The sequence below is a fragment of the Anoxynatronum buryatiense genome, assembly GCF_900182905.1.
In the GTDB taxonomy this organism is placed as follows: Bacteria; Bacillota; Clostridia; order Peptostreptococcales; family Tindalliaceae; genus Anoxynatronum; species Anoxynatronum buryatiense.
Window position 1 is genome coordinate 78,705 of record NZ_FXUF01000005.1, and the last position, 19,362, is coordinate 98,066.

14 protein-coding genes are annotated in these 19,362 nt (G+C 50.2%); 1 reads left to right on the forward strand and 13 read right to left on the reverse strand.

The window, feature by feature from the left end; translation table 11 throughout:
• Positions 1-20: 20 nt before the first annotated feature.
• The 5 genes from QOL74_RS08350 to QOL74_RS08370 form a co-directional block, all read right to left on the reverse strand.
• Complete coding sequence (locus tag QOL74_RS08350; RefSeq protein WP_283409006.1) at positions 21-3,236, reverse strand: SbcC/MukB-like Walker B domain-containing protein; 3,216 nt, start codon at positions 3,234-3,236, stop codon at positions 21-23.
• Positions 3,233-4,390 carry an exonuclease SbcCD subunit D gene (locus QOL74_RS08355; RefSeq protein WP_283409007.1) on the reverse strand — a complete coding sequence of 386 codons (1,158 nt, stop codon included), beginning with the start codon at positions 4,388-4,390 and terminating at the stop codon, positions 3,233-3,235. Before QOL74_RS08355 ends, QOL74_RS08350 begins: the two co-directional genes overlap by 4 nt.
• Before the next feature lie 180 nt (positions 4,391-4,570).
• Positions 4,571-5,245, reverse strand: a complete 675-nt coding sequence (locus tag QOL74_RS08360) for a hypothetical protein (RefSeq protein ID WP_283409008.1) — start codon at positions 5,243-5,245, stop codon at positions 4,571-4,573.
• A gap of 105 nt (positions 5,246-5,350) precedes the next feature.
• On the reverse strand, positions 5,351-6,454 hold the full coding sequence (locus tag QOL74_RS08365; protein WP_283409009.1) for a DUF362 domain-containing protein: 1,104 nt from the start codon (positions 6,452-6,454) through the stop codon (positions 5,351-5,353).
• 346 nt (positions 6,455-6,800) lie between these two features.
• The gene (locus QOL74_RS08370; protein ID WP_283409010.1) at positions 6,801-7,973 is read right to left on the reverse strand and encodes an RDD family protein; all 1,173 of its coding nucleotides are present in this window, start codon (positions 7,971-7,973) and stop codon (positions 6,801-6,803) included.
• Positions 7,974-8,605: 632 nt separating this feature from the next.
• On the opposite strand from QOL74_RS08370, the gene QOL74_RS08375 reads away from it, so the two are divergent.
• Complete coding sequence (locus tag QOL74_RS08375; RefSeq protein ID WP_283409011.1) at positions 8,606-9,124, forward strand: XRE family transcriptional regulator; 519 nt, start codon at positions 8,606-8,608, stop codon at positions 9,122-9,124.
• 949 nt (positions 9,125-10,073) lie between these two features.
• Here the strand turns inward: QOL74_RS08375 and QOL74_RS08380 are convergent.
• From QOL74_RS08380 to QOL74_RS08415, 8 genes are all read right to left on the reverse strand, one after another.
• Positions 10,074-11,168: a Fe-Mn family superoxide dismutase gene (locus QOL74_RS08380; RefSeq protein ID WP_283409012.1), complete on the reverse strand. Its 1,095-nt coding sequence runs from the start codon at positions 11,166-11,168 to the stop codon at positions 10,074-10,076.
• A gap of 330 nt (positions 11,169-11,498) precedes the next feature.
• Complete coding sequence (locus tag QOL74_RS08385) at positions 11,499-13,478, reverse strand: FAD-dependent oxidoreductase (RefSeq protein ID WP_283409013.1); 1,980 nt, start codon at positions 13,476-13,478, stop codon at positions 11,499-11,501.
• Between the two features lie 147 nt (positions 13,479-13,625).
• The gene (locus tag QOL74_RS08390) at positions 13,626-14,435 is read right to left on the reverse strand and encodes a MerR family transcriptional regulator (protein ID WP_283409014.1); all 810 of its coding nucleotides are present in this window, start codon (positions 14,433-14,435) and stop codon (positions 13,626-13,628) included.
• A gap of 13 nt (positions 14,436-14,448) precedes the next feature.
• Complete coding sequence (locus QOL74_RS08395) at positions 14,449-15,645, reverse strand: MFS transporter (RefSeq protein WP_283409015.1); 1,197 nt, start codon at positions 15,643-15,645, stop codon at positions 14,449-14,451.
• A gap of 198 nt (positions 15,646-15,843) precedes the next feature.
• Entirely contained in the window at positions 15,844-16,287 is a 444-nt protein-coding gene (locus tag QOL74_RS08400; protein ID WP_283409016.1) for a DUF4870 domain-containing protein, read from the reverse strand.
• A 206-nt stretch (positions 16,288-16,493) separates the two neighbouring features.
• Complete coding sequence (locus QOL74_RS08405; protein ID WP_283409017.1) at positions 16,494-18,041, reverse strand: sensor histidine kinase; 1,548 nt, start codon at positions 18,039-18,041, stop codon at positions 16,494-16,496.
• Positions 18,034-18,726, reverse strand: coding sequence for a response regulator transcription factor (locus QOL74_RS08410; protein ID WP_283409018.1), 693 nt, complete (start codon positions 18,724-18,726; stop codon positions 18,034-18,036). The genes QOL74_RS08405 and QOL74_RS08410 overlap by 8 nt, the downstream gene beginning before the upstream one ends.
• Entirely contained in the window at positions 18,686-19,348 is a 663-nt protein-coding gene (locus tag QOL74_RS08415) for a DUF4342 domain-containing protein (protein ID WP_283409019.1), read from the reverse strand. Before QOL74_RS08415 ends, QOL74_RS08410 begins: the two co-directional genes overlap by 41 nt.
• Positions 19,349-19,362: the final 14 nt, after the last annotated feature.

Here is a 19,362-nt window from a genome sequence, read left to right on the forward strand (position 1 = left end):
CTGGTTGATTCCTTAATGCCTTATCCTTTCACCTGGATACTGGTGCGGCTGCTGCCATCTGATTGCTTCTGAACTGACAGCACAGCCGGCAACCGCTCTTTCAGCTCTTCCACATGGGAGATGATGCCAATGACCCGGCCAGCCTGCTGGATTTCCATGAGCAGGTCCACTGCCCGGGGGAGGGATTCGTGGGTATCCAGGGAACCGAAGCCTTCGTCGATGAACATGGTTTCCATGATGGTACCGCCGCTCTCCTGCTGAATGATGTCGTAAAGCCCCAGAGCCAGGCAGAGGGAGGCATTGAATTTTTCCCCTCCTGAAAGGGTGTGCACGCTGCGGGTACTGCCGCTGTGCATGTCGAAAACTTCAATGCCCAGACCGCTGCGCTTTCCGTGCTTTTCCCGCTCTTCCCGGTGTACCAGTTCAATGCGGCCATCGGTGAGGAGCCGCAGCCGCCGGTTGGCGGCCTGGAGGATCTGGTGGAAATAGGTTTGCTGCACGTAGGTTTCCAGGCTGATGCGCTCCTGGTTGTCACTGCCGTTGGCGGTGCGGTGGAGGGTGGTGAGGCGGTTGCGAAGGGCTTCCTGAGTTTCCAGCAGTATCCCTTCTTTTTCCATTTGAAGGCGGCACTGCCGGCCCTGACGAAGCTGTTCTTCCCGATTGGCTTCCTGCTGTCGGCGGGTTTCCAGATTTTTCGACAGGGTGTCGGCAGCTTCTTTCAAGGCCATGAGGTCTGCCTTTTTGGCTCCCTTCAGTGCCTCCCGCTGCTCCCGGAGTTGCTGGGTGAGGAGGTTTTTTTCTTCCCGGTAGGCTTTCAGATCTGCCTCATCTGTTGCCATGGCTTCCCGGCTCATCTGCGCCTGTTTGAAGGCGGCTTCATCAGCAAAGTCTTCCTGTTTCAAAGCCTGGAGCCATACCTGCTGCTGGTGTGCCCCTTGCTCTTCAGTGGTTTTCAGGTTTTGCCGGGCATTTTGAACCTTGGTTTCTGCCCGGGCGAAGGTATTCTGGCTGCGGGTCATGGCCTGTTGCACTTTCTCCCAGACCTGTTGGGCTTCTTCCCGCTTTTTGTCCGCTTCATTGATGGCTTTCTCCAGGGCAGTGATTTGATGCAGCTCTTGGGGAATCTGCTTCTGACGGGCCTCCAGACTTCCCTGGAGCTGATTTAGCTGCTCCTTCAACTGCTGGAGCGTTTCATCCTTGGCGCCATGCTTCTGTTCCAGTTCTTCCAGCAGCTTTTCGCTCTTCACTTGTTCTACTTTTAGTTTTTTCAAATCGTTTCGTTTTTCCTGAACAGCTTTCACCTGATTGGTGAGGGTTGTCAACTGTCGGGTTGTGTTTTCAAGGGATCCTGTCAGGTCTTCCAATGGAATTTCTTTTTTCTTCAGCCATTCTTCCACCTTACTCAGCTGTTCTTTGGTGGCCTTGGCCTGGGCGGCTGCCTGCTGGTAAACGCCAGAGGCGGCTTCCACCTGTTTACCGGCCTGCTGAACAGCTTCCCGGGAGATGGGCGGGGTGGCTGCCGAGGCCGGCTGGGGGTGATGCTGGCTGCCGCAGACGGGGCAGGGTTCTCCGTCTTTTAAATGGGCTGCCAACTGCAGGGCCTGGCCCTCCACCCACTGCTGTTCCAAGGCTTCAAAGTCTTTTTTGTTTGCTTCCCATTTTTTGAGAGCCTTGTGGGCATTTAACTTCTGTTCTTTCAGCAGTTGTGTCAGCTCTACCCCGTTGGTTAACTGGTTTTTCAGCTCTGTTAACCGTGCCTGCTCCTCCGGCAGTGTTTCACTGTCTTCCAGGACGTTTTCCAGGGTCTCCTGTTCCTGCTTTTGCTGTTTCCGCAGTTCTTTCCCCTTCTTGATCCGATTCACCAGGGTTTCCAGTGCTTCTTTTTCCACTTTATATTGAAGGGTTAGTTTTTGAGCCCTGGCGGTTTCTTCTGCCAGCGTCTTCACCGCCGGCAGGTACCCCCGAAGCAGGGTGGCTTTTTCTGTCAGGCTGGCCCGCAGAGGTTCCCGGTCTTTTTCTTCCTCATAGGCCTTATTGGCGGCATTCTGCTCCTGATCTGCCAGTTTCAGGTGTTCTTCGGCTTCTTTCAGCAGCTTCTTCTGTGCAGCTGCCTCCTTCATGCGCTCTTCCAACAGCCGGTGTTCGCCTTCAATTCGCTGGGCTTTCCGGGCCTGGTCCAGTAATTCTTCCTGTTTTTCCCTGGTTTCCTTTTCTTCTTCCAGTGCCTGAAACCGTTGTTCGCGTACTGCCAAGGCCTCCAGCTGCTGGTTGATGGTTTGGGCTTTCAGCAAATCTTCGGCGGCTTGCTGCGATGCCTTTGCCAGTGCTTTCAGATCTTCTTTCCCCTGGCTCACTGCCTGTTGCAGCTGTTCCAGTTCTTCATCCAGAGCGGCCATCACCTGGCGGGTGTTCCACTGCTCCTGGGAGAAGACGCTGTCAAGGGCTCCCACCGTCATTTCGAAAGGTACTGATACGGCCTGTTGCGATTCATTGGCGAGGGAAGCAAGGGTTTCCTGAGGGCTCACTGCAGCATCAGCTTTGCGTTGAAACAGGCTCCGGGCCTGTTCTTCCAGCAGCTTCAGTTTTTCCGCCTGTTTCTCGTACTGCCGGGAGGCTTCCCGGGCCTGGTGTTCCAGTTTTTTGGTGAAGCGTTCATAAAGACCGGTGTCAAAAATCTGCCGGAGAATCACGCCTTTTTCTGTGGAGTCTGACAGCAGCAGTTTTTCAAATTCTCCCTGGGGCAACATGACAATCTGGGTGAACTGTCGTTGATCAAGGCCCAGAAGCTGTTGAATGGTGTCGTTCATTTCCCGCACCCGGTTGCGTTCCAGCATCAGTTCCCACCGGCCTGCTTCGCTGCCAGGAGTTGCTTCAGATTCAGGCACCCACCGTTCCAGCAGGTGTTCTTCTCCGGTGGCTGTTTTGTTCCCCGGTTTCACAAGCCCCATGCGCCGCTGGGCCCGGTAACGGTGTTGGCCCATGGCAAAGGTGAGGCCCACTTCGGTGTGGGTGACCGGATCGGCCAGCAGGCAGCGCAGCCCCTGGGAGTCTTTTCGGCTGGTACCGCTGGCCTGGCCGTAGAGGGCAAAGCAAACGGCATCAAAAATGGCGGTTTTACCGGCACCGGTGTTGCCGGAAATGACGAAAAGCCGGGCGGCATTGAGTTTTTCAAAGTCAATCACTTCCTGTGACCGGTAGGGGCCAAAGGCTGTCATGGTGAGCCTTAACAATTTCATGCCTCTGTCCCCCCTTCTTCCCGCATGGCTTCTTCCAGCAGGTCTGTCACCAGCTTCCTGTCATCTGTTGACAAGGCCTGTCCCGTAAAGGTTTCAAAAAAGCTTTCCACGATTTCTGACGGCCGGTGGCGCTCCAGGGTGAGGGGGGCTGTTTCCATGGCCAGTTTCCGGTGGAGGGCTTCCCAGCGAAGGCCCAGGGCATTGGGATAAACGGAGCGGATCCGTTCCATGGCCTCTGGTGCCGGGTGTTCATCGGTAAGGCTGACCCACACGTAATCCTGACACAGGGGGTGGTTTTCCACCTCTTGCAGCCGCCCGGTGACGGTGCGTACATCTCGACGGGCTTTCACCGGCCAGGGAGTGATGGTTACCTGACCTGCTGCGTCCAGTTCCACCACATCGAAGGCTTTGGCGTGGTGAGCTTCCCGAATGGAATATTTCAGAGGGGAACCGGCGTAGCGAATCTTCTTTTCCATTACCTGACGCCCCTGGTGCAGGTGGCCCAGAGCGGTGTAATGGAAGGTCTGAAAGAATTCTGCGGGCACAAACTCCACGCCGCCCACAGAAAGTTGTTTTTCGGCATCACTGGTGTTGGCCTCCGGTTCACCCCCGGGAGTGACAAAAGCGTGGGTCACCAGCACACATCGGGTTTCCGGGTGTCGGTGCCTGTCAATATCTGCCAGCAGCAGTTGATACGCATCCCCATACCCGGTGATTTCTGCCTCTGGATAGTGTTGACGGATGGTGCCCAGATCGGCATAGGGGAGGAGGAAAAATGCCACGGGACCGTGGGCATCGGTAAGAGTGACGGGCTGAAAGGCATCGGTCAGCTCCCCGGCGATGTGGTACCCGGCTGCCTGCATCAGCCGGTTGCCGAAACGCAGGCGGCTGGGACTGTCGTGATTGCCTGCCACTGCCAGCACAGGTGTCTCAAGGGTCACCACCAGCTCATAGAGGGTGTCATCCAGCAGTTTCACCGCCTCTGCCGGGGGAATGGAGCGGTCATAAAGATCGCCGGCGATGATGACGGCCGCCGGTTTTTCTGACTCAACTGCCGCCACCAGCTGGCGAAGCATGTGCTGCTGGTCTTCCAGCAGGGATTGGCCCTGAAGGATTTTGCCCAAATGCCAGTCGGATGTGTGAATGAACTTCATGTGCATGCCTCCTGTTTCAGTACATCGACACATGGTCGTCTAATGGTACTGGTGTGTACGTGTACAGATGAATACGTGTATAAGTGTCTGGGTTTATGAATGGATGGATATATAGATCTATGGACGTAAGGATGTGTTGTATGGATGTATGGCTAGAAGGGTGTGTCACAACCGACGCCATTAGAGCTTTATCACATCTTCACCGATCACCTTCACCCCGGGAGAGGCCAGTGTGGCATACTGTTTCAGGTCTTTAAGATGTTCTTCCACCAATGCCTGCGAAATTCCAGGCGGTGCGTAAACGGTATACACCACCTGCTCTGTTTCAGGTGTGATGCGGGTGCGCTGATCGGGGCCGTAAATGATGCTGGAAAGAATGCCCTGGTCATCGGTGATCATCATATCTCCTTCAGCTGTTTCAATGGTCTTTCCGCTCATGGATTCATAGGTCATCCCTTGGCGGGTCACGTCTGCTTTCAGGGTTCCCGCCACCACATCCAAGTCATGTCCGGCTGTGAGCATCTGATTTTTCAGTTCTGCCATGAACATCATTGTCACAGCCGGTGATACCGTTGGAATGGATTTGCCTTTAAAGACAATGGATTCCAACTGAAGCAGCACATGATAGGTTTTCCGGAAAGACTGATAGTAGTCACGATAGGTACTGATAGGGTCCATGGACTTCAGGTAAGCACGATCATAGTGCTGCAACCGGGACCGCAGCGTCTCCTCCACGGCTTTTTTCTCCTGCTCCAGCTGAGGTGTCGCTTCTCTGTTTGACATGCCTGACAAGGCCAACACACCGATATGTCCGCCTGAATACGCTTTTTTCAATTCCTGTGTCACTTCCAACATGCTGGTTGCTCCCTTCTCCGCTGTTTTGTTCACATTCAGTCGTCAGTCGTCCACCGAAAATCATTGGCGCCGCCGGTGGCGGTGTCGTTGGTTGACTTGTTAAAGTCAGTGAGAATCCCGCAAATAGGCTTCCAAAAATGCCACGATTGCCTCCGGATCTGGCGGGCAACCGTCCACGTGCTGTTCCAATCCGGCGGCACAGGTGCCGATGCCCAGCCCAGGTCCCAGAATGCCCTGAAAACCTTGACCCACTGCCAGGGTTTCTTTCAGCTGCGTCAGTTTTCCCTGATGCTCCAGCTGCCGCAGGGCGTGAATCACGGTGGCATAGCAGGCGGAGCAGGCGGAACGTTCATCAATGTAGCGTTTAAATGCGGCAGCATCGCCCCGAATGGCTTTCTGATCAATTTTGCCGGTGGCTTTGCCTTCCTGGAGGATTTCTGCCTGTGTCAGGTCCCCAGAGCCAACCCCTTTGGCGGCGGCTAAAGCCACGTGTTCAATTTCTTCCATCTGATACCCCATAAACCGGGCTGCCCAGGCATCCACCAGTACCGGATCTTTTCCCAGAATCAGACGGTTCAGCGGCACTGGGGAACCACCGCCTTCGTAGGTGAGGTCGCCGTTTAGGGCGTCCACCAGAATCAGGTTTTGTTTCAGCAGGGTATTGACTGCTGCAATGGGTTCGTGGAGGCCGATGGTGTGGTACCGGCTTTTTTCAGTGTCAGGGATACAGCCCTTCATGTTTTTCAGGGCGCAGGTCATTCGGGTCTGGCAGTGGCCTTTCATCACCGGCAGGTTGATGAGGTAGTCCACCTCAAGCGGTGCTTTGCAGACCTTCAATTTCAGGGAGCCTGCCTGCAGGGTGACGGTGGGAGCGGTTTTCAGATCCAGCAGTTTCACATTGGTTTCCTGGGCCAGGGCTTCGTAGCCGCAGACTTTAAAGGCTTTTCGGGTGCTGTCACCCACCCAGGCACTTTCCATAATGGTAATATCTGTGATCCCCCACTCCTGAAGGGTTTCCACCAGTGCCCTGACAATGGACACATGGGTGGTGGCACCTTCTGAGGCGGGCTTGGCCATCACCAGATTGGGCTTCAGCCCCACTTTCATTCCCGGCTTGATTTCCTGCCGGACACCGGATCGTTCCAGCAGCCGGCGAGTCATTGCCGCCGGATTGTCGCCGTGCTGGATCAGCAGTTGATGTGCCTGCATTTGCAACGCCTCCTGTTCATGACGATGGTGACTGTTCACGGACTTCTTTTTCTATTGTAGCATGTACCGAACCACTGTTGGTGCTTTGTTTGCAATAGATGCTAGATTGTTGTTACCTATTTCTCAAGGGTGCTGGCATAGAAGTTACCTACATAATCCACCAGGCCTGCTTTATTAGGCGCAACAGTCATATTGGAAGAACTATTAGCGTCGACACTTCGTCAAAGGTGAGTTCGTAGCTTACTTCATCCCAATTTTTTTCCAGGTGATATTCACCAGCTTCTTTTCGCCTGACACTGCGGTAAAGATAAAGTCGTCTATTGTCACCTTGGTGGTTAAAAACTTTTTATCCAATATAGAAATAAAAGACCATAATACTAAAAGCTGTTATATACCCGATTGATCTAATGAACCCGATCTTTTTGTGAACGACAGTTAATCCCAGCCGCTGATCCCATGGTGTAGAGCTATAATTCGTTAGAAAGTTATAAGCATACATCCTAGTAATGAGATTCACCAAAGGCACTTCAAGACCTAGACCTTTAATGTAAGCTTCATTACTCCTTTGAAGTGCAGTTGTCAGAGATGGTCTGTTTCCTTTTATATCGACTACTCGTGTGTTGAGAAGCCATTTCCCAGGTGTTGTTCCTAAAATTGACAACACAAATGCTTCAAGTTGAATAGCAATTGCTACAACAATCCAGTTCATTATATACACAGATTGAATCTCATCATATATTGACAATGGTAAACTCACGTATAGTAGCACCCATACACATATCGAGAAAAGCTGAATATCGAATGTTTTTGCAAACAGACGAATAAATGGTCTTACTTGATTACATATTTTATTGCCATCAGACTTGACAATCATTGGGTTTTCGTCTATTCCATCCGCATCTCCTATATCGACTATTTCTGCATCCACAGTTTCTGCGTTAACCATTTTTGCACCTACATCAAAGTCCTTCTTACAACAAAGCTGATCAGTGCTATTGTTTGTACTGCTTTCTCTCTTTTCATAGCTTGCCTCAAAAAAAGATTGGCTTCTCCTAATATATTCTGCTATATCAGGAAATAGAGTGTCATCTGTAGTTAATTGATACTCTGCAAGCACTCTCTGCGGTTCTCTAAGTATAGAATTAAAAAACTCAGGCTCAATTCTTCTCCCATCTTCAAAAGCATTTGAATAATTAACCAAGGCACTAATGTGTACAGTATCTCTAATAAGTTGCTTTATTTCTCCATTTGGCTTGATGTTCTCAAATATGATTTTTGATGTTGCATATTGGTTATAGCTGTTTATCAAAAAATCTGCTTCACTTTCACTACTTGGCATTTCGGAAAATAGCATGTTAATAATCGCTTTTGACAAATTTTCAGCGTAATCTAAATCATGCTTACTTTCTGCTTGTGTTACTAACCAGACAAGTAGTCCACTTTTGACTTTGTCCACAGCATTCTTCAGTTCTTTAATGGTGTTTTTTTGAATTTCCAGACTTTCTTGAGCATTGTTCATCAAACCACACCCCTTTCATTCTTTCATTAAATAATAAAAATTCTGACACTAATTCTTTCTTCATCTAAGTTGCCACTCATTCTGAATTCTATCACTACTGACCAAGCTCTTGAAAACTTGACCATAAAAGCTTCGCACCCTCAACATCGATTAGCTTTATCTTGCTAAATTGCTGTATTTTTTGTTTTTATCCTTACCATGGTTGAAGGTTGTTCTTCGTGGCTAGCTTGTCTGTATTATTTGTTTTTTATTATTGAAACTGCACATTTTTTCTTCAATGATAGCGAATTAGACATTCATTATGTCCATATGCTCCACACTCCTAGCTAGTTTTTGATAACACTATCAACATACCGTCTACATTTGGTCGCCAATCCCGGAGCTGGATGCATGCTGGTAGGTAGTGAATCAGATCATCATATCATCCTCAAAGGTTCCATAGGTTTCTTCCATGGTGATCCTTTTTTCAATGTGGATCATTTGTTCTTCAGCTTTGTCATGAAACCGCTTTGATTCAAAGAATGATGATTCCTGTTGCCACCGAAATCACTCCTTTTGGTATAATGTTACCAAGACCTTGCAGGCATATGGTCGTTTCTGAAGCGACATTTTTTAGGGAAGGTGTGTTTCTCATGGATCAGGTCACATTTTTGAACCAACTTAAGAAACATGTTCAAGCTCAATTAGATTCTAATAAGCAAGAATCGCAACCAGATTCAAATATTTGTTACCATGCTACAATCCTTCCAGCACCTTGGCGTGATGTGAAGTATTCAGATCTGACAGCCTACATCCAACATGAAAAGAAACCTGCTTTTGGCGAGCTCCTATTTTGGTTTGTTGATCAGAAAGAGCTTGATGAAGTATCCGTTTACAAAGGTGCAAGAATGGATCGACGGCTGTTCTCACGAATCCGCAGTGCTGCGGATTACCAACCCAGCAAACGAACAGTGTTTTCTTTGATCATCGGCCTTCAGTTGGATGAATATGAAGCTGCCACACTACTTGAATCTGCCGGGTTTAGTTTTTCTTACAGCCTGGAAATGGACCTGATTCTTAGGTTTTTTATCAAAGAGAAAATTTATAACATGGACCTGTTAAACCAGGCTTTGATGGAGTTTGATCTGGAACCTGTGGGTTGTATCCGATAAGACAGGTTTAGTGGTGCTTTTATTTTTTTAGACCACTCTTAAGGTCCAGGCATTCTCCTGTTATTGATAAATAAAGGCAATGGATTAATTTTCGACGCATCAAGGGTCAGGTTCAGTTTCTTAACGCATGAGTTCTGTTGTCCATCAATAAATTTTCTTCCAGATCATTGTTTAAAATAACCATTTCAACCATACGCTGCTTTGCTATCATTGAGCGAGGGACCTAATTTGGTTGCTTCATTTTTAATCCTGATGCTTCGGGTTTGCTCCCACGCTATAAAAACATTATAGTCGTTGGAAAGCAACCCTTGCCTCCTGTTAATGCCGGCAGTGTCATTTTCGTTTGCGAAAATTTTGTATGATGGCACTTCATCAATCGTATTAATTTGTATAAATTTTGAATTACTCCGGGTTGACCAGCCTTAACTCCTTCTATATAAGTAGACCGCTGATTTCAATGGGTGACCTAGCGGGTCGCCCATTTACTATCCAGCCCCCCATCAAACTTAACGTGAGGTTTTCCACATACAGTTTTTCTGTTCTCTTCATCAAATGCAGTTACAGTTATTCCTAAGCAAGTTTGAGCAGTTTCCCTTCAAGCCATTTTTTGACTGTTTCCAGCTACTGCGCTTATTCTTGTTGGTACGCTGTTTTTGAAAATTTCCTATTGTGAAGCCCCAGAAAATCATATCCATCTTTGCCGTCTTTGATATTGACGATTTTGCTATTCTTTGGGTTGCTCGCCCGATTCACCGGTGCTTTGTCACAGGGCTTTAATCTTAGGATTTCTCCACCAGTTGCCTGTTAGCAGCTACTGAACATCTTGATACTAACTCAGACTGGACTTTCACCCGTTGGACTGCGCTCATGCAGGGCGTGCACCCAAAAAGAGTCAACCTCCTGAGAGATTGACTCTTTGATCTGATTACATTACCTCTGCTGATCGTCGCTATTTGGCTTCTGAATAGCGCCTTGCCACTTCATCCCAGTTCACAATAAACCAGAAGTTGCTTACATAATCCCCACGCATATTCTGGTAAGTGAGGTAGTATGCATGTTCCCAAACATCAAGTCCGAGAAGCGGTATTTGCCCCTCCATATAAGGGCTGTCCTGGTTTGCGGTACTTATTACTTTCAAGTCGCCATTATCTACCACCAACCACGCCCAACCGCTACCAAAGCGACTTTTCGCGGCTTCTTCAAATTCATTTCTAAACTCTTCGAAGTTTCCAAACGTTTCATCAATCCTGGCTGCCAGTTCCCCGGCAGGCATTCTCATTTCATTATCCGCCAGAGCAGGAGACATAACCTCCCAAAACAGTTCATGATTGGTATGGCCACCGACATGATTTCTAATGGTATTTATAACAGAAGCTGGCAGGTCTGTAGGTAAATCATTAAACCCAGCCAAAAGTTCCACCGAGGTTAAATCATGCAGCTGTGGGAACTCTGCCAAGCCACTATTGGCAGAATTTACATATGCATTGTGGTGTCGGGTATGATGGATATTCATTGTCATTTCATCAATATAGGGCTCCAGGGAATCATAAGTGTAAGGCAAAGGGTTTAAATTGAATGGGTAGGTTTGTTCTTCAGCAGGCGTTATATCTTCCCGAACTGAGATCCCCTGTACAACAGGGAAGGTTATTTTCGCCCCAAAGAGCTCCACCACTGTATTGATGGGAATCATCGCCTGATTACCCACGATAATCGCTGGGGTTTCCATCTCAAGTGGAGTGCCGCCAACGTTGATGATGCGCTCCCCGATGGGTGCCATCACCGTCAGATTATCCTTTTCAATCATGACGGTCTTCGTCTCTTTCTGCCATGTCACTGTAGCACCCAAGGCTTCAAAAACTGCCCGCATCGGTACCAGTACGACACCATCAACATTGACAGAAGCCGTAGGGGCATTAATCAGTTCATCATTAACCATGATCCGGTTTCCTCCTGCATCGACAGTTGTTGCAAAAGTGACCTGAACCATCGCTAACAGTAATGCGATCGTGGCTACCAGTGTGATATGATTCCTAAATCTTTTCACGGTACTCCTCCTTAAAATTTTCCCTGTAAATAGCAGCTTTCAATTGCTAATAGTCATTATTTTCTGAATGCCCCGCCATTGTCTCTGGCAAACAGTCATCTTCTCTAATAAATAGTCATTGTTTCTAATCCAGTAAGAATTTTTATTTGGGAATTCCTCAGTGTGCTTGCTGCCCGCAGTACCCTGGCAAGGTCACCAGGGGTACTATTTCATGACAACTATTTTGATCTTCCATCAAAATAGAAACAATTAGCGGCTTGCTGGGCACACGTGCACAAAAAAACCGGGATGTGCTCCCGGTTTCAAATTGAATGAAATATGGTTTGCCGGTTATCGTCCCATCGCCCACTTGCCGGCCTCTTCACCACCCAGTCTTCCTGAGGTGAAGGCATACCCGATGCCCACACCGTTGCCCACATAGGTGTCGTTGTAAAGCACACCGGCAGCTTCCATACCCACGGCATAGAGACCGCCAATGGGTACCCGGGCTTCATTCAACACTTGAAAGTTGCGATTAATGGTCAGACCGCCAATGGATCCCAGGTTGTTGATTTCGGCAATGATGGCGTAGTAAGGGCCTTCACTGCCCATAGGCAGCAGGTATTCGGACGCTTTACCAAAGGCACTGTCAGTTCCTGATTCAGCTGCTTCTTCGTAATGGCGGAAGGTTTCGGTGAAGACGGTCACATCCATCCCGGCGTTTTCTGCCAATGCTTCAATGGTCTCACCCTTGAAGCCATTGCCCTGTTCCACCATGGTGTCAAAGACCTCATAGACGTTCTCCCAGGGATTTTCCAGGGTGAACTGCTCTGCAAAGGAGGCGTAGAATTCCGGCGGCATTCCCGGCAGGCGGGGGGCCTGAATCCCGCTCATCCCCGTACTTTCCAGGGCATCCAGCTGAGTCGCCGACACAATCACATAGTGGAAGGGGCCGTGGAAGGCGCTGGTGTTGGCAGCTGCCACGGCTTTCAGGGTGGCGGCTTCATCCCGGAAACGGGCACCGGAAGTTCCCACATTCATCAGTGTGGGCAGGTAGGTGAGCATCAGGGGATAACTGGCTTCAAAGGGTTCATACACTGTTTTCAGATCGGCTGTTCCCCGGGCCAGGGTTTGGTGGAGCATCTGGCCTCCGAAGTTGTCGGGCACCCGTGCTCCCGCTTCCCAGGCCATTTGCAGGCCTTCTCCCACGTTCTGCCCCAATCCGCCGTTGACACCTTCGAAACCGAAGTGTTCTTTCACCATTTCCCGGTTGGCTGCATAGCCGCCGGTGGCCAATACCACACTTTTAGCTGTGATTTCCAGCGTGGTACCGTCTGCCTGTTCTGCCACAACGCCGGTAACATCGCCGTTTTCGCTGGTGATGAGGGACTTTGCCGTGGTTTCGGTGATCACCTGACCGCCCTGTTGTTCCACCGAAGCTGCCAGCATGCTGCGCAGTGTTTCCTCACGGGTGTCATAGGGCGGCAGCATGTGCATCTGTTCATTGAAGAAGTTCAGGAACATGGTTTCATAGCCCCGTTCCTTCAGCCAGTCATAGGTTTCCCCGGACTGGGTGACGTACCTGCGAATCACTGCTGCGTCCACTCGCCAGTGGCTGTCTTCAATCCAGTGAGTGATAGCAGCTTCCAGATCAACTTCCAGCTCGTTTTCCAGGGCGATGGTGGAGTTGAAGAACTTGCCGGCCCAGGAAAGGTTGCTGGCCCCTCCGATGACACCGGTTTTCTCCAGAAGGATCACCGATGCCCCTTCTTCAGCTGCTACAATGGCTGCTGAAACGCCGGAGGCTCCACCGCCGATCACCACCACGTCGGCTGCCAGCTCTTCCACCACGCCGTCTCCCGGGCGCACCACTGCGGCAGCTTTCAGAGCTGACACATCGCCATCGGCCTGTAAAACCGCTGCTTCAACTGCTGCCAGCATGGCCTGGCTGGAGATGGTGGCACCACTGACCACATCTGCTGCCAGGGTCTGGCCTTCCAAAATCTGGTCTTTCACCCGCTCAAGGGCGGCATCGCCCAAGCCGGCAGTTTCCGCCTGGCTGACGATGGCAATTTCGGTGATGGCCGTCTCACTAAAAGTGACTTCCACCACCACCGGGCCGCTGTGACCCGTTGCTTCTGCCGTATAGGTTCCCGGTGTATATCCCTGTGCTGTTGTCTGTTGGGCAGGGGCTGGTTCTTCATCGGCAGCGGGTGCCGGAGCCGGCTGGGTACAGCCTGCCACCAGTGACACCACCAGCATCAGGCACAGTGCCAGCAGCCATGTTCTTTTCAGCCTTGATGACTTCTCAGCATTGGTTAACGGTTTCATTTCATTTCCTCCTGTTCTCCAAGGTTTTTCAGTGAATTGGATGGGTGCAACAAGACACTTTATCTCTCGTTACTCTATCTCCACTGTAAACCCTGGTGCAGCACCGGAGTCAATGATTTTGTTAAAAAATAATCGAAGTTATCTGGTTTAAGAAACTGGAATATTGACCTCCAAATAGGCCCATCGTTTCCCCTGGTGCCGGTGGGTCAGCACAATCTTCCCAAAAACATCCCCATCAGGATGCAGGCCTTGCCCCCTGATGTTTTCCAGCATAAAGACAATGGATTTACGGGTGATATCTTCATCGCCGGTCCCTCGAATCACCGCCGTCAGGCAGGAGGCCGGTGGAATGATTTCGATGTGTTCATCAATGGTGATCTGCCGTCGTGCCGCCTCATCCACTTCCATGGCCAATCCCCAGCTGTAGGGAAATATGGCCGCCTCTGACGTGATGGCTTCCTGTTCAATGCGAAAGGAAAAAAAGGCAAAGGGCAGGCTGTTCATCCATTCACTGACCCGTTGCAACAGGGCTTCGTTTTTCAGCAGGGTGTTCATGTCTGTTTGCCGCAGCCTGTAAAAACCTGGCATCTGGCGAAAATAGCATTGGTTCAGGCGCGTGTTCAGAGCAGCAATCTCTTCGTTTGTTTCTTTCAGCCGCTGTAACTGCCTTTCTTTTTCCCGAATTTCTGCTTCCAGTGTTTGTGCTGCCTGCTGCAGACTGCCGGTAATCTGCTGCAAGGGCACATCTCCTGTGAGGCGGGCAGCTTCAGGCAGTGAAAGGGACAGGCTGCGGAGCCATCGGCTGCTTAGCAGATTGCGGGCATCCAGGTCATCGAAGTAGCGATATTGGTTCTTGTCATTTTTCATGGGGCTGATGATGCCGTGCTTTTCGTAAAGCCGCAGGGTGTCCACCGTGACTCCCAAAAGAGCGGCAAATTCACCAATGGTATATTTCACGGGGTAATCACCTTCATGTGATGGCTCCTTTCTTTTCCTTCACCCACAAATGGTTGTTGACCGCCACGCTGACCATCATCAGAGCGATGGCCATGACAACCGCTGCCATGCCGATAAAAATGCCGAACTGGTCTGACAGCGCTCCTGTGATAATGGGCATCATCACTGAACCGATGCCGCTGATGATGAGTAAAATCCCCATGGCCATGGGGTACTCCTTTAAGGTGCCTCCCACGCTGGCCACCGTGGTGGGATAAATGCCTGCCATGGAGAAACCCAGGCCCATGATGGCGATGGTAATCACCGTCACTTGCCGGGTTGACAACAGGAGCAGGTAGAAAAGGGCAAAACCCAGACCCATGGCAGTGAGCAGCTTCTCCTTGGGGATGCGTGATCCAATGTAGGTGCAGGTGAGTCTGCCCGCCAGAATCACTGTCCACAAAAGTGCATTGAGCACCTGGGCATAGGCGGTTGTCATGATTCCCGCATCAATGAAATATTTCACCAGCCAGCCGGTGATGGCCGCCTCGGCACAGAGGTAGAAAAAAAGAATGCCCACTCCCACCTGAAAATTCCTGTTTTTCATGAACTCATATGAAGTGACTTTTCTCTTCTTTCTGGCGGTATCATCCAGATTCATTCGGGAGAAGAATCCCATGGCCAGGATCACAAGAAAGACCACAAAGCCTGTGGCGATACGCCAGCCGCCGGCGCCGCCAAGATGCATGGAAAGAATGACGATGAAGGGTGCTGTCAGGGCGCCGATGGCAAAAATGCTGTGAAGCAGGTTGAGTGCTGCCGGATTGCTGTCTGATACTTCATTCACCACTGTGTTATTGAAATTGGCAATGCTTCCCCGGCTGATTCCAATAAATAGGAACCCCAGCAACAGCCATACCGGGTTGCCTGTTGTCATCATGATGATGAAGCCCACTGCCACAAAACTGCATAAAAACAGAATGGCTTTTTTTCGGCCCAGATATACCGGCAGAATGCCTGCAATGAACCCGGCAGCCAGATTGCCCACCTGGTGAGCCGACAGCAGGCTGCCGCTGATGGTGTTGCTCAGGCTGTATTCACTGCTGATAAGGGGCAGCAGTGACCCCAGCATCACTGCATAGATGCCGTTGACGGCAAAAACAAAAAAACAGCACTTAAGAATATACTGTTCGTCGCTGGTGAGGTGGGTGTAGAAAGAAGGTTTGCTCATTGGTTTATGCTGCTCCTGTCTTGTATGTTCTGCAGGTTCTGCATGCGCTTTATGTTCAGTATGCTCCGTATGTTTCGTGTGGGATGTGTGGCAGGTACCATACGCCAGTTTGGCCAACAGATGATGGTTTGTGATGGTTTGCGGATGATGGTGCTTCTGGCGGCTATGCCATTACCTGATGCATTGTTCACTGATGCATTACTCTCTGATAAACCGAATGGTCAGGGGATAGCGGTAATCTTCATTGTTGGAGGCTTTCATGGTGGCAATAATGGAGCAGATGAGGTCCAGCAGCCCAAAAATAATGAATCCTAAAATGCCAATAAGGATGAGGGATAAAATACCGGAAACAAAAAAGGCAATCATGAGGGTGATCTGAAAATTCAATGCTTCGGCGGCATGGCGCTTGGCAAAGGGCTTGCTTTGATCCACCAGTAAGTAAATGATCAGCGGTACCAAAAATCCGGTGACCAGTCCCAGTAAATGGGCGATCATGGCCAGGCCTCTTCCCGGTTGCTCACCCCTGTATTCTTGATGCTGCTGATAATCCTGCCGATAAACGGGCTGGTTTTGCTGTGGATGCTGATGGTGTTGGTTTTCCTGATTCTCCTGTTGTTGATATCGTTCTTCATAGTTAACCATTGGTTGTCTTCCTTTCTGTTACCACTTGTTTTGTCATCTTGCTCTCCTATATTCTACACGTTTTGTCACTCATTTGTCTCATTTTTTGTTATTTGCATCACTTCACCTGAGCGTTCCCCTGATTCCCTTCCCACCACTTTCTATATTCTTTTCTTTCGTTACATTTTCTTCATTTTCTTCATTAGGGTTCAATCCCATCGGTTTCTTCACTGGGATTCAAACCCGTCGGGCTGCTCAGTCACCGCTTTTTCAGAAGCTGCAACAGCAGCTTTTTTAGGCAGCATAATGGTGGTGCGGGTGCCGATATCCACCCGGCTGATCACTTCCACATGACCGTGATGACGCTGGATAATCCATTTGGCAATGGCCAGCCCCAACCCTGAGCCGCCGGTTTTTCGCGCCCGGGATTCGTCAGACCGGTAAAACCTGTCAAAAATATGGGGCAGGTCTTCCGGTTCAATGCCAATGCCGTTATCCTGTACGGTGATGTGCACCTGGCTGTCCATCTGATTCACCCGCAGTGAGATCACTTCGCCTGCAGGGGTATATTTCATGCTGTTTTCCAGCAAAATGCGGATGGCCTGCTTCATCAGCTGCCGGTCTGCCGTCAGCAGGGCCGCTGTTTGCAGCCGGGTTTCAAAAATGTGATGGGGATCAATGAGCCGGGCTTCTTTCACGATTTCTTCCACCAGTTCTCCCGCTTCCACCGATTCCAGATGCAGCTGCATGGATTCGTTGTCTCCCCGGGCCAGAAAAAGCAGCTGTTCCACCAGGGCTTTCATACTTTCAGTTTCTCCCTTAATGGCATCAATGGATTCCTGAAGAGTTTTTTCATCCTTTTTGCCCCATCGGTCCAACAGGTTCACATAACCCTGAATCACCGATATGGGGGTGCGCAGTTCGTGGGAAGCGTCTGAAACAAATCTGACCTGGGACTGGTAGGCAGCATTGATGCGGTTCAACATCTGGTTGATGGCCTGGGCCAGCTCTTTCAGTTCTTTCTGGGATTCATCCACCGCCAGGCGCCTGTCAAGCTGGCTGGCATCAATACTGCTGATTTCTCCTGCCAAATTTTTCAGGCCGGTTCCGTCGGCCCCCAGTGCTGCCACCTGATCGTTCAGGCTTCTGGTGGTGGCCGCCATGTCTGCAATGGGCTTCAGGGTCTTGCGAATGGCCCCGACGCCTTCCACCAGACTGCCCAGGAAGACAAAAAGCTCCAGCGCCAGAAGCAGGATCCCTGCCAGCAACAGGCGGTTCAGGTCAGGCCCGATCTGATAGATGATTTCATGGGGTTGGTGATGGATCGTCAGGTTCATGTGATAAGTGGCTTGGTCAATTCGCTGGGCCAGGGAAATATCCTGCTGGCGGGGTGGCAGTTTCAGATCACGCCGGGCTTCCAGTGATTCCACCGGAAGCATTTCTTGCAAAGCCCGCGGGAGAAGACGTCCGGATGGCTCCACCACACCATTTTTCACAGTTTCTGAACGCACCTGAAACCCCTTTTCTTCGAAAAGGGGCTGGTAAACCATGTAGGTGGCATTTTCCAGACTGTCGATGACCATCTGTGTTTCTCGTTCGATGCGAAAGAGAGTAGTGCCGATGACCCCGATGACCAGCACCAGGTTCACGGTGAAAAAGGCAGAAAACAGCATGACCGCCAGGTGAACATTCAGCTTCAACGCCAGGGAAGATTTTATTTTGTCGGTCAGAGAGGCTCCTCTTCCACCACTTTTGTGGCCTTTCTGTTTATTCATCACGAATCACGTATCCCACTCCCCGTACCGTCTGAATGATTTTCTGATGATAGGGTTCTTCTATTTTTGCCCGCAGGTACCGCACGTATACGTCGACGGCATTGGTGCCGCCTGAAAAATCATATCCCCATATTTTATCAAGCAGGACTTCCCGCTTCATGACAATGTTCTTATTTTCCAGCAGACACTGCAGCAGATCAAATTCCCGTTTAGTCAAGTCCAGAGGGTTTGCCGCCATCCAAGCTTCCCGACGTTCCGGGTCCAGCTTCAGTGGGCCTGCCTGCAGGGAGGCATCGGCAATGGGTGCGGTCTTCTTTCGCAGAGCCACCCGAATGCGGGCCAGCAGTTCTTCAATGGCAAAGGGCTTGGTGATGTAGTCATCGGCACCGCCATCCAGACCTGTGACTTTATCCACCACGCCGTCCCGGGCGGTGAGCAGGATCACCGGCAGTTGGGAAAACTGGCGAATGCGCCGCAACACCTCGATACCATTAAGGCCGGGCAGCATGACATCCAGCAGCACGAGATCAAAGGGGCGGGCTTTGATCAATTCCAGCCCGTCCCTTCCATTTAACGCCTTCTCCACCCGGTAGCCTTCATATTCCAGCTCCAGCTGGACAAAGCGGGCTATTTTCTCCTCATCTTCAATAATGAGAATTTCTGTCGGTTTCTCCTGATGTTCCATGCTGGTTCTCACCTTTATCTGTTTGATGTGACTCCGCCTGATTTGACTGCTGTTTGTTGCCGGCAACATCATTCTTGAAGTTTTCGGCAGCATTAGCCACAGAATCCATGGCTTTGTTCACGGAAGGTTTCCCCAGGTCAGGGCCTTCAAACCGGTAGCTGTAATCGAAAAAGAGTCCGATGATCAGCAGCGGTATAATGATCCAGAAGGCAAAGACCAGCAGCAGCACCATGGCTGTCAGGGGGATCACCATGATTTTTTCATTATCCTTTAAGACTCTGAACCCATTGCTGTTTCCTTTATGAATCACTTTTCCGCACCAGCGGAAGAAATTACCCACCATTTCTCCAAAGGTGGTGCCGCCATTCTTAGCTTGTTCCTGTCCGAATGATTCTTTTTCGCCATGCGCACCCGTTTGCTGGTGTTGTTGGTGGTGATGGTTTCCCGCCTGACCGGTATGATAATATCCACCTCCGGCAGGGGTGCCGATTTGCTGTCTTTTTTCCAGCAGTATCACTGCTTCCAGCAAATCCCCATTGGCTTCCTCCAGTACCTTTTTAGCTTCTTCGTAACTGACACCCGTTCGTTCCTTGAGTTTCTCAACCTGTTCAAGTGTGACCATAATATTCCCTCCTG

Bases quoted from the DNA above. Each gene is read 5' to 3' on its own strand.
- QOL74_RS08350 (WP_283409006.1), bottom strand. From the start codon at position 3,236: ATGAAATTGTTAAGGCTCACCATGACAGCCTTTGGCCCCTACCGGTCA.
- QOL74_RS08355 (WP_283409007.1), bottom strand. From the start codon at position 4,390: ATGAAGTTCATTCACACATCCGACTGGCATTTGGGCAAAATCCTTCAG.
- QOL74_RS08360 (WP_283409008.1), bottom strand. From the start codon at position 5,245: ATGTTGGAAGTGACACAGGAATTGAAAAAAGCGTATTCAGGCGGACAT.
- QOL74_RS08365 (WP_283409009.1), bottom strand. From the start codon at position 6,454: ATGCAGGCACATCAACTGCTGATCCAGCACGGCGACAATCCGGCGGCA.
- QOL74_RS08370 (WP_283409010.1), bottom strand. From the start codon at position 7,973: ATGAACAATGCTCAAGAAAGTCTGGAAATTCAAAAAAACACCATTAAA.
- QOL74_RS08375 (WP_283409011.1), top strand. From the start codon at position 8,606: ATGGATCAGGTCACATTTTTGAACCAACTTAAGAAACATGTTCAAGCT.
- QOL74_RS08385 (WP_283409013.1), bottom strand. From the start codon at position 13,478: ATGAAACCGTTAACCAATGCTGAGAAGTCATCAAGGCTGAAAAGAACA.
- QOL74_RS08395 (WP_283409015.1), bottom strand. From the start codon at position 15,645: ATGAGCAAACCTTCTTTCTACACCCACCTCACCAGCGACGAACAGTAT.
- QOL74_RS08400 (WP_283409016.1), bottom strand. From the start codon at position 16,287: ATGGTTAACTATGAAGAACGATATCAACAACAGGAGAATCAGGAAAAC.
- QOL74_RS08405 (WP_283409017.1), bottom strand. From the start codon at position 18,041: ATGAATAAACAGAAAGGCCACAAAAGTGGTGGAAGAGGAGCCTCTCTG.
- QOL74_RS08410 (WP_283409018.1), bottom strand. From the start codon at position 18,726: ATGGAACATCAGGAGAAACCGACAGAAATTCTCATTATTGAAGATGAG.
- QOL74_RS08415 (WP_283409019.1), bottom strand. From the start codon at position 19,348: ATGGTCACACTTGAACAGGTTGAGAAACTCAAGGAACGAACGGGTGTC.